This is a genomic window from uncultured Winogradskyella sp. (genome assembly GCF_947496485.1).
GTDB lineage: Bacteria > Bacteroidota > Bacteroidia > Flavobacteriales > Flavobacteriaceae > Winogradskyella.
In genome coordinates this window covers 137,118-152,838 of sequence record NZ_CANMCZ010000007.1, presented here as the reverse complement: position 1 = coordinate 152,838, position 15,721 = coordinate 137,118, and the positions used below count along the sequence as shown (strand labels likewise).

The following is a 15,721-nucleotide window of genomic DNA, read 5'->3' as shown; positions in this document are numbered from 1 at the left end:
ATCGGATTCTTTGGTCAATAAAATCCGATGAGCATGCAAAAAATTGATTTTGAATAGTTTAGCGAGCAAAAAACGTTAAACGTTTTTTTAAAATTTGGGGTAAAGCATCGTTATTAAGCAATAAATCAATGTGGGTTTGGTTTTTATTTTTGGCATAGAGTAATTCAAATAATTGAAAAATAGATATGCTTTCTTTTTTGCGTTCAATTAACTCAAAATCGTCTCCAGTTTTTACTTCACCTTCTTCTAAAACTTTAATATAGGTACCAGAATACCCATGTTGAATAAATTGTTGCAATACAGCCTCTGTCCCAAATTTATGAGCAAATTTAAAACAAGGTTCTCTAGGTTGTGTTATCTGCACTAATGCACTACCCAATTTATAAATATCACCTACAAAAAGTTGTCTTTCATCTAAATCTTGAACTGTTAAGTTTTCGCCTAGCATGCCGAAATTCCATTCTAAATTTGGATATAAATTCTGCCAATACTGATATTGATTTGCTGAGAATAAATAGCATGCTTTAAATTCACCTCCATGAACCTTTCTATCTGAAACTTCATCACCTCTTACTTCTTGTTTACCTAAATAGATTGGAACATCAGTTGGTTTCTTATAAATACCAGTTGTAACTTCTTTTCCATTCCATATGAATAGTGTAGGTTGCGCAATGTTGGTAGAAATGATTTTCACAGACTAAGACTTTATGGCTTTCCAATTTTCAAGCATCTCTTTTTCTTTTGATAACAATGTATTTGGATTATCTTCATACTTTTGCCGATGTTCTTTGGTAATTGCATCAGAATTCCACCAATCATACGTGTCTTTCACACTCTGTGTTAATGGCCTAAAAGTTAATCCAGCTTCAATAGATTTTGAGTTTGAAATTCTAGCTGAACCATAATTTTTTTCACCTCCCATAATCCAAGGTACTGAATAGTATAAATTGTTTTTAACTAAAAAATCATAATCATCTACCATTACAAATGACGATTGAACATCAAACGCTTTTGCAGCTTCTTTTACAAATTGCTGCATGGTTTGCGCTGTTTTAGGACCAACACCATTATAAGTGCCATGTTGCTTGTTCTCTGCTAGTCTAATAAACCACTCGGCAATATCTCTTACATCTACATATTGTACAGGATCTTCTTTTTTACCTGGTACTAGAATCTCATCACCAATTGCTAGACGAATTGGCCAATGTATAAAACGATCCGTTTTGTCTGCTGGACCAATCATGTAGGTTGGCCTAATGACAATTGTGCGCTCTTTACCAAATGCCTTGATAGCTTCAAGCTCAGAATTGGCTTTCATTACACCATACTCTTGCTCGTATTTTTCATTTTCTGTAAGACCTTCTGGCATTTCTAAAACTAGTTTGGTGTCTTCTTTAATATTATCTGTTAAATAGGGATAATATACTCCTGTTGATGAAGTATACATGTACATACCAACATTATCTTTTAGCAAATTGGCAGTAGCTTTGGTCCATTCAACATTTCGGCCAGAATTATCAATTACTACATCCCATTTTCTATTTTCTAGAGCCTTAAGATTATCTTCTCTATCACCAATAAGTTGTTCTACTTGGTCGAATAGCTCAGAATAGACTGATGGTTTTGTTTTTCCACGAGTAAAGGTTGAGACTGAATGACCACGTGATAAAGCATATGCTATTTGATGAGGTCCTAAAAAACTAGTACCACCAAGAATTAGGATATTTAGTTTTTTTAAAGTTGTTTCTGAATCTTTAGTTTCTTCCTTAGGTTCAGACTTACAGCTAATTAAGCCACTGCCTAATATTGGAATTGCAAAACTTGCTAATGTACTTTTTATTATAAATTCTCGTCTAGTCTGTGGCTTCTTCATCTTTTAAAGTCTTTATAATTTTAAAGGTATAAAAAAAAGCGCAAGTTTATTCAACTTGCGCTTTTCAGCTATTAACCGTCAGTCTATTTGGTTAGTACAATAGTTAGGGTTTGTACAATGCAAACATATGAGTATAAAGTCTAATAAAAATTGATGTATGATAATAAATAAAAATAGTTAAGAATTAGATAGTTCTTTTCTAATCCTGCTTAGGCTTTCTGTAGTAATACCTAAATATGATGCAATGTGATAATTTTTTATACTCTTTTCTATATTAGGGTAGGTATTTATAAAATTTATATAACGTTCTTTTGCAGGAAGAGATATGTTGCCAAGCATTCGGGTTTGAAATGATGCGAATGCTCTTTCAAGTTTTTTTCTAAAAAAAGATTCAATTTTAGGGCTTTTTTCATACAGAAAATCTCTATCTTTTTTTGAAAGTTCATAGACAATAGCATCACTAATAACCTCAATATTCATAGTTGCTTTTGTATCAGTAAAGAATGCAGTACAATCACATATCCACCAATCTTTTATAGCAAATTGTATTGTACGGTCTTTACCGTTTGCATCTATGTGATACAATCTTAAACAACCTTCATAAACGTAGTATTGTATATCTCCAGCTTCATTAGCTTGAAGAAGTTGTTTTCCTTTTTTGTACTCAGCTCTTTTTAAAACAGAACTAATAATCTTAATTTCATCTTTCGAAAAATTTAGATCTTTAAATATTTCTATGGCAGTCGAGTTGGTGTTAGGCACTTTAAACTTTAGTTTGGTTACAGAAAGATATATAAAACCTATTAGTTCACTTTGTTAAATTCGTTACTGTAAATTAATATCAGTTTATCGGTTTTATTATATAAGAAAAAACCACTTTGTTTTCGTAAAGTGGTTTATTATAAAGTAAATGACTAATTATTTTAAACAGGCTTAGATGATTGACTAAGTCTTAGTTCTGGTATAATATTTTTCATTTTTGCAAAAGCTAAACTTAACTTTCCTTCTCTTATATCATCAAGTAGCCACTTGCCTTCAGTGTATTCCATAATCCAAATATGTTCTTCATCACCGAAGACATTCTTACCTTCTACTATTCTGCGTGTGTCACGATCAATTAGATAATCCTTAATATTTGCACTAATAACAAATGCTATTTTTGATCCTTCAAAATTATCATCACTAGTTATTTCTGTATAAACAGGTTTTATACTTTTTATTTTATCCAATTTGCAAATATTCTTCAAATTCTCGCGCTTCCAACGGTCTATGTGTACTTGTTGTTGATTTTGCCAATACCAATGATTTACATAGTCAGAGACTTCATTCATGTTTTCCTTATCCCACGCTTCATAGACTCTTGTGAAAATATTAGAGACATTTTTTTCAAGATTTAACCAAGAAAAATCCCTGTTTTTAAGTCCTACTTGGTTAAGTTGTTTTTTTGTTTTTCTTATTGCAAAAAATTCTACTGTATAGGTATAAACAATTAATGGAAAGAATACAATAAAGAGAGCAAACAAAATTAGCTTTCCCCACCATGTTTTAAAAAGTCCTTTAGCAATAGTGCCTCCAGGACCTGCATAGACAGGGTCGATATAAAATAGAAATCCAATAATAAGTATAGTTAAAAGTATTTTCTTGTGATGTGGTTTCATTATCTAATGATTTTGATCTAAAGTTAATAAAAAAACCACTTTGAATAAACAAAGTGGTTTTAAATATCTAGGGTGTTGAATTAAGTTTAGTAATACAAATATATCATCTCAGTCTTTACGTTGAGAAATATCTATCAATTTTCCTGAAACTGTAGAAACTTCTCTGCTAGCACCAGATGTATTAGCCATTACTATAATTACTGTTTTAAGGCTTGGTATTACAAAAAATTGTGTTGATGAGCCTCTTTGCGATCCACTATGCCCAATAATATTACTTTCTTTTTCTTTTCCTCCATAGAGAAAGAATCCAAAGCCGTAACCATTATTAACTTTTTCTAAACTATGATGCTGTACCATAAAGTCATAGGTTTCTTCATTTATTAGTGTATGATTAATTATAGCATTTCCAAACTTAATAATATCGTTTACTGTAGAATAAAATCCACCAGCCGGAACTCTATTAGTCAGGTTGTTTGTCTTAGATTCTTTAATTTCCCCTTTGCGATCTCTTTGATATATTGATGAAGCGTTTTTTCGTTTTACTTCTGGCTTTTCAATTCCTGTATTAGTCATTTCGGCTTTATCCCAGATGTGTTTTTGCATATAAGTTTCATAAGATAGATTAGAAATTTTTTCGATTAGTATACCTAAAACAACATAACCATAACTGGTGTAGTAGTATTCTGTACCAGGTTCAAAACGTAGTTTACGGTCCTTAAAAACGTCATAGACATCTAAAAGTGAAGTATAAATGATTGTATTTTCTCCTTCTTTTTTGTTTTTGTATGCTCCAATTCCAGAAGTATGAGATAAGATATGCTTAGTTGTAATTTTTGTTTTTCCTTTTTGTACAAATTCAGGTATATAAGTATCAATTGGTAAATTGATATCTAATAGACCCTTTTCAACCAGTTGCATAACAGCTATAGCTGTCATAGGTTTTGCAATAGAAGCTATTCTAACTTCTGTGTCTAAAGTGAAATTTTTCTTTTTATCCTTGTCGGCATAACCCGTAGCGGCTCCCCATATGACTTCCCCATTAACAGAATAGCTTCCTGATGCTCCAACTGCAGAACCGTCTTTTACAATAGATTCTAATAAAGCATTGGAAGTTTTAGTTCTGTCTTGAGCTATGACAAAAAAGGCGTGTAAAACCAAAATGATTGTGGTTAAAAATGTCTTATTCATGATGAAATTATTTAAAATTGATTTACTTCAAAAGTAAAAATGAATCTTTTGCTAATCACCATATTCATTGCGTTTGGGATAAACTATTAGTTTTTAGGGACGACTAAATCACTTCTAATAGTGCAGCTCTATAATTTTTAGAAACTGGGACTTCCATTTGTGTTAATATAATACTACTAGAACCATTCCATTCTTTGAAATGGGTTGGATTAATTAAATGTGAACGATGTACTTTTAGTAAATCTGGCACATCATTTTGAATACCTTTTAATGTGTTTCTAAGCAATTTTTTTTGAAGTTTGTCATTTATTAGATAGCTCACTTCGACATAATTATCTGCACTAGAAATACAGATTAAATCTTCAGGTAATATTTTTAGAACATCTAATTTATTATCGCCTTTTAGGATGATGGTATTTTGAATTCTATTGGGCATTTTTTTATTCAAAAACCATCTCAAAAATAGAATTATTGGTAAAATAATTAATCCAATAGGAAGATATACATACAATACAAATGTTTCGAAATTATAATCGCCATTAATTATTTCAGTTTTATAATAGCTGTATGATGCTATAATTTGAAATGCATTGAACACAATAATAAAAGCAGCTTCTAATAGAATTGTCCATTTTTTAAGATAACGATGGATTAAATTCTGAAAAGGAATTATTAGCATGTAAGTCAAAAAACTAATAACTCCATAGAAAGGTAGAATTAATAATCGTACTTCGAAACTTAGATCACCAGCGTCAAAAGGGGCAATTATAACCAAGAAGAAGACCAGCCATAAACTAATAATTAAAGCTACAATTGTATGATGCTTATAAGATGTGTTTAGTGGTAGTTTTAACATTGATGAGTTGATTGATAAAAACGAAGTTAGTTGAAAATTTTTATAACAACAAGTAGCAAAAAACCACTTAGACTATTCTAAGTGGTTTAAGTATTTCATGAGATGCAAAAAAACTATTAATTATAAGAACTATAATTTCACAAAGTCAAATACGTATCTAATTTCCTGATCATCAACAACAATTGTAAAATAAAAATTAAACTTTTGACGACCATCATTACTATTACCATTGCTTGAATAGGATGCATTATAAATGTTCTGTCCCTGGAATGTAGAATCAAAGCTTAAATCACCAGAAAATCCGCCAGGAGTAGAACCTCCGCTAATCCAATCTCCAGTGATGATTTCAGAATTATCACAGTCATTATCATTATTCAAATTGTAATTTTTAAATTCTATCTCATTATTTGATTTAAACTTAAAAGCACCTAATAAATCACAATCTATATCTGGATAAGGTATTGTAGAAGTTCCCACTATCCAATTCATTTGCTCGATTACCATATATTCACCAACAGGGCTTATTGGTGGTGGTGCTGATGGAACGGCTTCCATATCACCAGCACAATTATAAGTCATTAACCCAATAAGTAATAGGTATATAATTTTATTAAAAAGCTGCGAATTGATATTCATGGTTATAGATTTTTAACAATAAAAGTAAAGAACTTATTAGTTCTTTAAGTAGTTTTTACAATTAATTTTGAGGTTCCTGTGAAAGCAGAAATATAATACTTAATCATATTATGACTAGGCTTGATATAGTTAGTTAACTCTTCACTATTTAAAAGGCTCTTGAACTAAACTTACAAAATCTTTTATTTAATTACAATTACCATTAATAATATCTTCTCCAGTCGGATTTTGGGCGTTAAATTCTACACCATAATTTTCAACAAATCCATTCGTAAATAGATTAGTAAGTGAACAAAAGTTACTTAAATTTGGGTTGTCATAAATTCCAATATTATCTGCAGACGTTAATGATTCTAGACCATTTAGACTAATTAGGTTTTCATTCTGATTCAAACTTAATATCCCTATATGTGTCAATGAATCTAGTCCTTCTAAACTAGTAAAATTAGACTGAAATAGTTCCAAAAGATCCATATTATTAACATTTTGGAATGCACTTAAACTGGTAATAGGACTCCCGAAATTTATTTTGAGCGTAGAAAAAGAGGTTAGATTTTCAAAAACTGGAAGGTCAATTAAGTTGTTATTGCCTGTAATTATAAGTCCACGAAGGGTTTCTGTATTTGCAACAGCATTTATATCTGAAAGGCTAGCGTTTTGGTTTAGTGAGAGTGATTCTAAGTTATTAACTGATTGAAGTCCGTTAAGATTTGTTAAACTATTATTAGTATCTATAGAAATGGCTTTAATAGTTTGCAAATTTTCTAACCCAGAGATATCAATTAAACTATTATTAGTTTGTATCGCTAAAAATCTATCTAATCCAATTGCCAGTAGACTATTCAGTCCGTTTAAATTCACAAGATTGTTGTTATTCGTTATATACATATCGCCAGCACTAACGTATTCTAAACTATTAAGTCCATAAAAATTCTGCAAATTTTGATTATTTATAATGTAAAAATTTCCTCTAATTAAGTTTAGATTATCTAAACCATCAAAACTTTCTAACAAACTATTATTTTCTATCTTAAAACCTTGAGCAACCCAATCTGCTATGACTCGAAGATTTTCAAGTCCTTGAAAATTTGTAAGATTTGATTCTACAATATCAACTTGCAAACCAGTTTCATACAATTGATTTAATGGTGATAAATCAGAAACAGAACCACCAATACGTAAACTTCCTGTTATTGAATTGTAGTTATTAGATCCAAATTCAATTACTTCTTCTTGAGTTGTCAATTCAATACTACCATTATAAGTTTTATTTCCATCCGTATTTAATATCACTTCATTTCCGTATCCAACACCATCTGCATTAATAGCATATCCTACTATGTATATAACTGAACTTTCTTCTGGTAAAGGCTCTAATGAGATAGAATACTCACCTAACTCATTTAGAGGTAAATAAGCGCTGTTTGAATTATTTTCTAAGCTTAAATTGGGTTCAAAACCAATTATTATTCCAGCTTCTACTACACCAGATTGTTGTTGATTTATAACTTTAAAACTTAATTGAGCTGAAACGGGAGTTATGTCAGAAGCTTCATAAGTTATTACTTGCGGTAAGTTTAATACTTCCACAATTTCATCCTCATTCTGAGAAGAATCATCCTTACTACATGAATAAAATAATATAACAGTTAGTATTAAGTATAATGGCATTAACTTGTTTAGACTGAAATTCATTGAAAATAAATTTGGTTGGAGTAAATATAAAAAAACCACTTTGAATAAACAAAGTGGTTTTTAATATGTGAGATGCTGAAATCAAGTTCAGCATAACAAATCGAGATTACTTAATCATATCATAACTACGCTTAATAAAGTTAGTTAACTCTTCGCCTTTTAAAAGACCTTGAGATAAACGTGCTAAATCTAAACTTTGATTGATTAAACGTTCTTGCTTCTTTTTGGTTTTGGTGTTTAGAATCTCGCCAACCAATTCAGAATTGGTATTGACGATGAGGTTATACATTTCTGGCATGTTGCCCATTCCAAACATTCCGCCACCACCACCTGTTTGCTGCATCTCTTTCATACGACGCATAAACTCTGGTTGTGTAATAATAAATGGTGAAGCGTCACTATCCATTGCTTCTAATTGTACCATAAACTTTTCAGAAGGTACAACGGCTTTTAAAACTTCATCTAGCTTTGTTTTTTCTTCATCTGTTAATTTAGAAATAGTGGTCTCATCTTTCTTAATTAAGTTATCGATGTGGTCTCCATCTACACGTGCAAAAGAAATATTCTCTTTTGTAGTTTCTAACTTTTGAATTAAATGCGAAACGATAGGTGAGTCTAGCATTAAGACTTCATAGCCTTTGGCTTTTGCAGATTCAATGTAGCTATGTTGCTCATCTTTGTTAGACGCATAAAGAATGACCATTTTATCATCTTTGTCAGTCTGCTTTGCTTTAATAGCGTTGGTTAATTCTTCAAACGTATAGAATTTTCCATCTACTGTTGGATATAATGCAAAAGCATCTGCCTTTTCGAAAAATTTCTCTTCAGAGAGCATTCCGTATTCGATAACGATTTTAATATCGTCCCATTTCTTTTCAAAATCTTCTCTGTTATTGTTAAATAACGATTTCAACTTATCAGCTACCTTACGCGTAATGTAAGATGAAATTTTCTTCACCGCTCCATCAGCTTGTAAGTAACTACGTGATACATTTAACGGAATGTCTGGTGAATCAATAACACCACGAAGCATTGTTAAGAATTCAGGCACAATACCTTCTACATTATCAGTGACGAATACCTGATTTTGGAACAATTGAATTTTATCTTTCTGAATGTTTAAATCATTCGTCATCTTAGGGAAATACAATATTCCTGTTAAGTTGAACGGATAATCTACATTAAGGTGAATATTGAATAATGGCTCTTCAAATTGCATTGGATACAACTCTCTGTAGAAGCTACTATAATCTTCGTCCTTTAAATCAGCTGGTTGTTTTGTCCAAGCCGGATTTGGGTTGTTAATGATATTATCTACTGTAATTTGCTTGTGTGGTTCAGTCGTTTCTTTACCTTCAGCATCAGTAGTTGTTTTTGGAGTAAACTCTGGATCGTTTATTTCCTTAGTTCCGAATTTAATCGGAATAGGCATAAACTTATTATATTTCATCAACAACTCACGAATTTTAGATTCTTCTAAAAAGCTCGTTTCATTTTCAGAGATATGAAGAATGATTTCTGTTCCTCTATCTTTTTTGTCAGATTCTTCTAAGGTGAATTCTGGGCTTCCATCACATGTCCAATGTGCAGCTGGTTCATCTTTATGGGATTTGGTGATGATTTCTACCTTATCTGCCACCATAAATGATGAGTAGAAACCTAAACCGAAATGACCGATAATACCAGAGTCTTTTTCAGAATCCTTGTACTTTTCTAAAAATTCTTCAGCTCCAGAAAATGCAATTTGGTTGATGTATTTTTCAACTTCATCAGCTGTCATTCCCAAACCTTGATCGATAATATGAAGTTTTTTTTGGTCTTTATCAATCTTTACTTCAATCTGCGGATTGCCATATTCAGATTTAGATTCACCTATACTGGTAAGGTGTTTTAGTTTTAGTGTTGCATCTGTTGCATTACTAATAAGCTCACGTAAAAAGATTTCGTGATCACTGTATAAGAACTTTTTAATTAACGGAAAGATATTCTCTACCGATACATTAATGTTTCCTTTTGTCATGATATATAGTTTTTTGTGTATAAAATTTAATAACTACTCATAGACAAATAAAATACCAAGACAAGTTTTGTGACAAGATGACATAAAAAAAAGCCATTCTAATTAAAGAATGGCTTTTCAACTAGATATACATAAACTATTTAGTTTTTAATCTTTTCTTCATTTTTAATAGGTTCTTCTTTTTCGACTTTATTTTTTACATGCTTATCTAACCATTGGTCTTGTTCCCAAAGCATATGCATAATAGATTCTTTAGCTCTATAGCCATGACTTTCTTTTGGCAGCATTACTAATCTTACAGGTGCTCCAAGCCCTTTAAGAGCGTTGAAATAACGTTCACTTTGTAATGGATAAGTACCTGAATTATTATCAGCAACACCATGTATTAAAAGTAGCGGTGTTTTCATCTTATCTGCATGCATAAAAGGTGACATATTGTAATAGATTTCTGGTGCTTCCCAATAACTACGTTCTTCACTTTGGAATCCAAAGGGAGTCAACGTTCTATTATAAGCTCCACTTCTTGCAATACCTGCTGCAAATAAATTGGAATGAGATAATAAATTTGCTGTCATAAATGCTCCATAACTGTGACCACCTACAGCAACTTTATCTCTATCAATATACCCTAAGTTGTCAACGGCATCAATTGCAGCTTTTCCGTTAGCGACTAGTTGTGTTCTAAATGAGTCATTTGGTTCTTCACTGCCTTCACCAACAATTGGGAATGCTGCACCATCTAATACGACATAACCTTTGGTTACCCAATAAATTGGTGAGCCCCAATAAGGATATACAAATTCGTTTGGATTAGCCGTACTTTGAGACGCACTTGCTTTATCTTTATATTCGCGAGGATAGGCCCATAAAATCATTGGATATTTTTCACCTTCTTTATAATCTAAAGGCAAGTATAGAGTACCATCTAAATCTAAACCATCATCTCGTTTGTAATTGATAACACGTTTGTTAACGGCTTCTAAACTTTTAAAAGGATTTTCAAAATCAGTGATAGCCTTTAAAGCATTTTTCTTTTTAATATTTCTGATGTAGTAATTCGGATATTCTTTTTGTGATTCAATACGAACAAGAATTTCTCCTTTTTTCATATCAATCGCATAGTTTAGGCTTTCTAGTTTGTCTGTGTATTTAGATTGGTATAAACGTTTCGTTTTATCTGTCTTAATATTGTATTCATCTATAAAAGGAAATTGGCCTTCTTTAGAATAACCGTCTCCCATTAAATAGAGTTTGTCACCATTCATATTTAGCGTGTATTGACCTAAATCATTTTTTGCACTTACAAAATTTCCAGGATCACTATATACGTCTTGGTAATTTCGATCAGATATAACTTTAGATTTGCCCGTAGATGGATTAAATAAATAGGTTTTTGTGTTTCTGGTATTCCACCAATAATCATAAGCCACAGCGGTATTGTCATTTCCCCATTGAACACCGCCAAAACGCTGTTTGGTTTTTAAAATTAACGTTTGTTGACCGTTGAAAGGAGCTTCCACTTGGTAAACAGCATCTCTATAATCTGTTTCTATTTCTGGATCACCTTTATCTAACGCTTCTGCCCAAAAAAGGGTTGATGGTTTATCACCTCTCCAATTCATATTACGTTTTCCCATACGAGTGGACATAAACCCTTTAGGTCTTACTTCGTCCAAAGGCACTTCATTTACAGTTCTAACTTTATTGCCGTTCTCGTCATATATGGTACTTTCGCTTGGGAATCTTGTATAGGTTACTAAATAAGAAAAAGGACGCTTTATTGTTGTGATCATAATATACTTTCCATCAGGTGAAAAATCAATACCACGATACATATCCGCATCTAAAAAGTCTTCAACATTACCATCTATAGATATTTTTTTAATTTCTGAACGCGCAAGTTGTTCAAAATTAAATTCATCATTCGGAGTCTTTAATAAATCTTGATAGGTTCGGTTTTGCGCCTTTTCACCATCACTAACAGATACTGTAGGACCAGTAGGTATTGCAGTTTCTGTATCAATTAGCGGTTTTCTATCACTTGGTAACATTTTTACTAAAAGATGCTTGTTGTCCTTAAACCAATTGATTGTACTTCGCATATTGGCATTTACATTAGCTGAAGTGAGTTTAGTAGCTTTTGCCTGTGCAATATGTAATACCCATACTTCAACACCTTTTATTGTGGTGTTTAGACAGGCAATCATAGATTCATCTGGTGACCAACTAAACCCTGAAAGCCTTGCATCTTCAGGTAAACCAGAAACTTGGGTTGCGTCTTTATCTGTTATTTTTTTTACCTTGAGATTGGTGTAATAATTAGTTCTACTACCAATATTGGTGACAGGATTGATGCGTAAACCAGCTAATCGTAATTCAGTTTCTGAAAGTTCTGCGATAGATTTATACTGGTTACGATAGAGTAGAACCATATGTTCTCCCTTACTATCGATTTGAACACCTGGTGCTAAATCTACGTCTGCCAATTCTAGAATTTCTTCTGACGGTTGCTGATAGGTGAGGCTTTGCTGTGTATAGCCATTTAAGCACAATAAAAATGCAAATAGTTGGATGATGTTTTTCATGATGATATAAATTGGATTAGTGGTTTGAAGGTAATAAAATTTGAAGCCTAAAAATGTGATAGAGTTGTTAAAATTGGTCAATCTATTATGCGTGCATAACGAATATAAAATGGAATAAAAATTTATTGTACCTTAAACTTTAAATTAGCAAGACTAAATATAAACTATGTACAATTCAAAAATAATAGGCTTAGGTAAATACGTGCCAGATAATGTAGTAACAAATGATGATCTATCTAAAATGATGGATACTAATGACGAGTGGATACAAGAGCGTACTGGTATAAAGGAGCGACGTTGGATAAAAGAAGGTACTGAAGATACGTCTGCTGTAATGGGAGCTAAGGCTGCCAGGATTGCTATTGAACGAGCAGGATTAACAAAAGATGATATCGATTTTATCGTATTTGCAACTTTGAGTCCGGATTATTATTTTCCAGGTTGTGGTGTACAAATACAAGATATGTTAGATATGCCAACTGTAGGTGCTTTAGACGTACGTAATCAATGTTCTGGATTTATCTATGCTGTTTCTGTAGCCGATCAATTTATTAAAACTGGTATGTACAAAAACGTATTAGTTATAGGAGCTGAATATCATAGCAATGGTTTAGATAAGAGCACAAGAGGGCGTGGAGTCACAGTAATCTTTGGCGATGGAGCAGGAGCAGCAGTATTAAGTAGGGAGGAAGATACTTCTAAAGGAATTTTATCAACGCACCTGCACAGTGAAGGTAAATATGCAGACAAGCTCATTGTAGCGTCTCCAAGTATTGCACATTGGGTTCCAGAGATTATTGAAGCTGGTGAAGAGGACTTATCATACTTTCCGTATATGGATGGCACCTTTGTATTTAAAAATGCTGTCGTTCGTTTTAGCGAAGTTATTATGGAAGGTTTAGCTCAAAATGGTTTACAACGAGAGGATATAGACATGTTAATTCCGCATCAAGCCAATTTAAGGATTGCGCAATTTATACAGAAGAAATTTAGCTTAAGGGACGACCAAGTGTTTAATAACATTATGAAGTATGGTAACACTACTGCCGCTTCTGTAGTTATAGCCTTAACTGAAGCTTGGGAAGAAGGTAAGATAAAAGAGGGTGATAATGTAGTTTTGGCTGCTTTTGGTAGTGGTTTTACTTGGGGAAGTTGTATTATTAAATGGTGATTTACATCTTAAAACGTGGATAATATAAGAGTTGGAATTACATGCGTTGGTAGCGGAATAGGGCAATCCATAATAGATTCTTGTAGATTATCAGATTTACCGTTAGTAACCTTTGGCCTAGATAACAGTGCTTTTGCATATGGACTTTATGAATGCGATCACATAATAGAAATACCAAATGCTACTTCTGCTAATTATGTAGAAAACATCATTTCTATATGTTTACAACATAATATTCAAATTCTTATTCCTGGTCTAGATGATGAGCTTCAATTATTTTCTAAAAACATCGAAAAGTTTAATCAGTCTGGTATTAAGATTATTATCTCAGGAGAAAAGGTTTTAAATCTTGTAAGAGATAAAGCCATGATGACCAAAGACCTTAGTAGTGTTGCTGATATTTTTGTTCAAAGTTTTTATACAAAGGAAGATTTTTTAGAAGCCTTAAATTCTAACAAGGCTAATTATCCTGTAATTGCAAAGCCATCTGGTGGATCTGCATCGACTGATGTACATATCATATTTGATGCATCTGATTTTCATTTAATATCTAAGAATCATATTATCCAGGAGATTGCAAAACCTCATAAAGATGATGTTAATATTAAACTTTTTGAAGAACAGATAAGTAAAAGGATTAATCCGCAAATTTCAGAAATTTCAATTCAATTAGTTGCTAATAGAGTAGGTGATATCATAGGAAAAATGGCATCTTTTAATCGTTTAAAAAATGGAGTTCCAATAGAAATTATTCCCTATGAAAATGCTGATGTATGGAATGAGATTGATAAAATAATTCCAGCCATTAAATCACTTGGACTCAGAGGCCCATTGAATATACAAGGTCGAATGACTGATAAAGGTTTAAAGATCTTTGAAATGAATGCTAGATTTACTGGCATTACTGGTTTACGAGCTTTAATGGGTTTTAATGAGGTAGAAGCTTGTATTAAAAGTTGGTTCGATATAGGTTTTAGTGAAAGTTCACTTCAAATAAATAATTCAGTATTTGGTACGAGACAAGTTTTAAATAAATCTATTCATAAGGATAGAAATCCAAAAGTTGAAAGTTTATTTTCTAAAATCAATCCTTCTCAAAGTTCTGAAACAAAAAAAATATTATTTACTGGCGCCACTGGTTTTTTGGGTAGAAATTTAATAGATGAACTTTTGAAGCAAAATATAAGTTTTGCCATTACAGCTTTAGTTAGAGATAAACCTGCTGCCCAGCTAATTTTACCGCAAAGTATAAAGATTTATGATATTGATGACTTAGAAAAAGGAAACTTCTCTTTGGGAAGTGTTGATGTATTGTTGCATTTAGGATTTGCACGTCCACATAAAAAATATGAAGAAATTGCTGAAAGTTTGGCATTCACTGCCAAAATTTTTAGACGTGCTGTAGAAAATCAATTGAGTAATATTATTAATATATCATCTCAAAGCGTATATGGGCAAGGGATTTTACCTCTTTGGAATGAAAGCACTATGGTGGCTCCAAATTCACCATATTCTTCTGCAAAATATAGCACAGAATTAATACTTAATGAACTATCGCATCAAAATAAGCATTTAAATACGACATCGTTAAGGCTTGCCGGAACTACTGGTGGAGCCAAAGGTTTGATTAATGTTGATTTGATGTCAAAATTTGTAAAAATGGTGAAAGAAGGGCAAGACTTGAGTATCGTTGGCGGAGCACAAGTGTTTGAGCGTATAGATGTTAGAGATGCTGTTTCTGGTATTATTTCATTATTAAATAGTCCATCAAATAACTGGAAGCCTATTTATAACCTTGGGTCTGGTCATCAATTTACATTGTTGGATATGGCCGAAGAAATAATAAAAATTGGTAAAATTTATAATTCGGATAATTCTTCAAAAATTAATATTGAAACAAAAGATGTTGATTTAAAATTCGGAATGGATATTACCTCTTTTTGTAACGACATGGGTTGGAAACCAAAATATTCTTTTCAGGATACAATTCACTCATTATTTAAATTTGATTATTGATTTCTAAATTTTTTCACGTATTT

Annotated in this window: 12 protein-coding genes; 2 read left to right on the top strand and 10 right to left on the bottom strand. The window is 32.0% G+C overall.

What is annotated here, in order from left to right:
- Positions 1-58: 58 nt before the first annotated feature.
- The 10 genes from Q0822_RS16980 to Q0822_RS16935 form a co-directional block, all read right to left on the bottom strand.
- Complete coding sequence (locus Q0822_RS16980; protein WP_299126002.1) at positions 59-694, bottom strand: MOSC domain-containing protein; 636 nt, start codon at positions 692-694, stop codon at positions 59-61.
- Positions 695-697: 3 nt separating this feature from the next.
- Positions 698-1,873, bottom strand: a complete 1,176-nt coding sequence (locus Q0822_RS16975; RefSeq protein ID WP_299125999.1) for an NAD-dependent epimerase/dehydratase family protein — start codon at positions 1,871-1,873, stop codon at positions 698-700.
- Between the two features lie 177 nt (positions 1,874-2,050).
- Complete coding sequence (locus Q0822_RS16970; protein ID WP_299125996.1) at positions 2,051-2,635, bottom strand: Crp/Fnr family transcriptional regulator; 585 nt, start codon at positions 2,633-2,635, stop codon at positions 2,051-2,053.
- 161 nt (positions 2,636-2,796) lie between these two features.
- On the bottom strand, positions 2,797-3,531 hold the full coding sequence (locus Q0822_RS16965; RefSeq protein ID WP_299125993.1) for a hypothetical protein: 735 nt from the start codon (positions 3,529-3,531) through the stop codon (positions 2,797-2,799).
- A gap of 108 nt (positions 3,532-3,639) precedes the next feature.
- A complete protein-coding gene (locus Q0822_RS16960) occupies positions 3,640-4,719 on the bottom strand; it encodes a serine hydrolase domain-containing protein (RefSeq protein ID WP_299125991.1) in 1,080 nt (359 codons plus the stop codon).
- A 103-nt stretch (positions 4,720-4,822) separates the two neighbouring features.
- Positions 4,823-5,575, bottom strand: a complete 753-nt coding sequence (locus tag Q0822_RS16955) for a LytTR family DNA-binding domain-containing protein (RefSeq protein ID WP_299125989.1) — start codon at positions 5,573-5,575, stop codon at positions 4,823-4,825.
- Positions 5,576-5,704: 129 nt separating this feature from the next.
- Positions 5,705-6,211 carry a hypothetical protein gene (locus Q0822_RS16950; protein ID WP_299125986.1) on the bottom strand — a complete coding sequence of 169 codons (507 nt, stop codon included), beginning with the start codon at positions 6,209-6,211 and terminating at the stop codon, positions 5,705-5,707.
- A gap of 186 nt (positions 6,212-6,397) precedes the next feature.
- Positions 6,398-7,906, bottom strand: a complete 1,509-nt coding sequence (locus tag Q0822_RS16945) for a hypothetical protein (protein WP_299125984.1) — start codon at positions 7,904-7,906, stop codon at positions 6,398-6,400.
- Positions 7,907-8,012: 106 nt separating this feature from the next.
- Positions 8,013-9,926 carry a molecular chaperone HtpG gene (gene htpG / locus Q0822_RS16940; RefSeq protein ID WP_299125981.1) on the bottom strand — a complete coding sequence of 638 codons (1,914 nt, stop codon included), beginning with the start codon at positions 9,924-9,926 and terminating at the stop codon, positions 8,013-8,015.
- 140 nt (positions 9,927-10,066) lie between these two features.
- A complete protein-coding gene (locus Q0822_RS16935; protein ID WP_299125978.1) occupies positions 10,067-12,511 on the bottom strand; it encodes a prolyl oligopeptidase family serine peptidase in 2,445 nt (814 codons plus the stop codon).
- 166 nt (positions 12,512-12,677) lie between these two features.
- On the opposite strand from Q0822_RS16935, the gene Q0822_RS16930 reads away from it, so the two are divergent.
- Positions 12,678-13,682 carry a beta-ketoacyl-ACP synthase III gene (locus Q0822_RS16930; protein WP_299125976.1) on the top strand — a complete coding sequence of 335 codons (1,005 nt, stop codon included), beginning with the start codon at positions 12,678-12,680 and terminating at the stop codon, positions 13,680-13,682.
- 15 nt (positions 13,683-13,697) lie between these two features.
- Positions 13,698-15,698, top strand: coding sequence for an NAD-dependent epimerase/dehydratase family protein (locus tag Q0822_RS16925; protein ID WP_299125974.1), 2,001 nt, complete (start codon positions 13,698-13,700; stop codon positions 15,696-15,698).
- Positions 15,699-15,721: the final 23 nt, after the last annotated feature.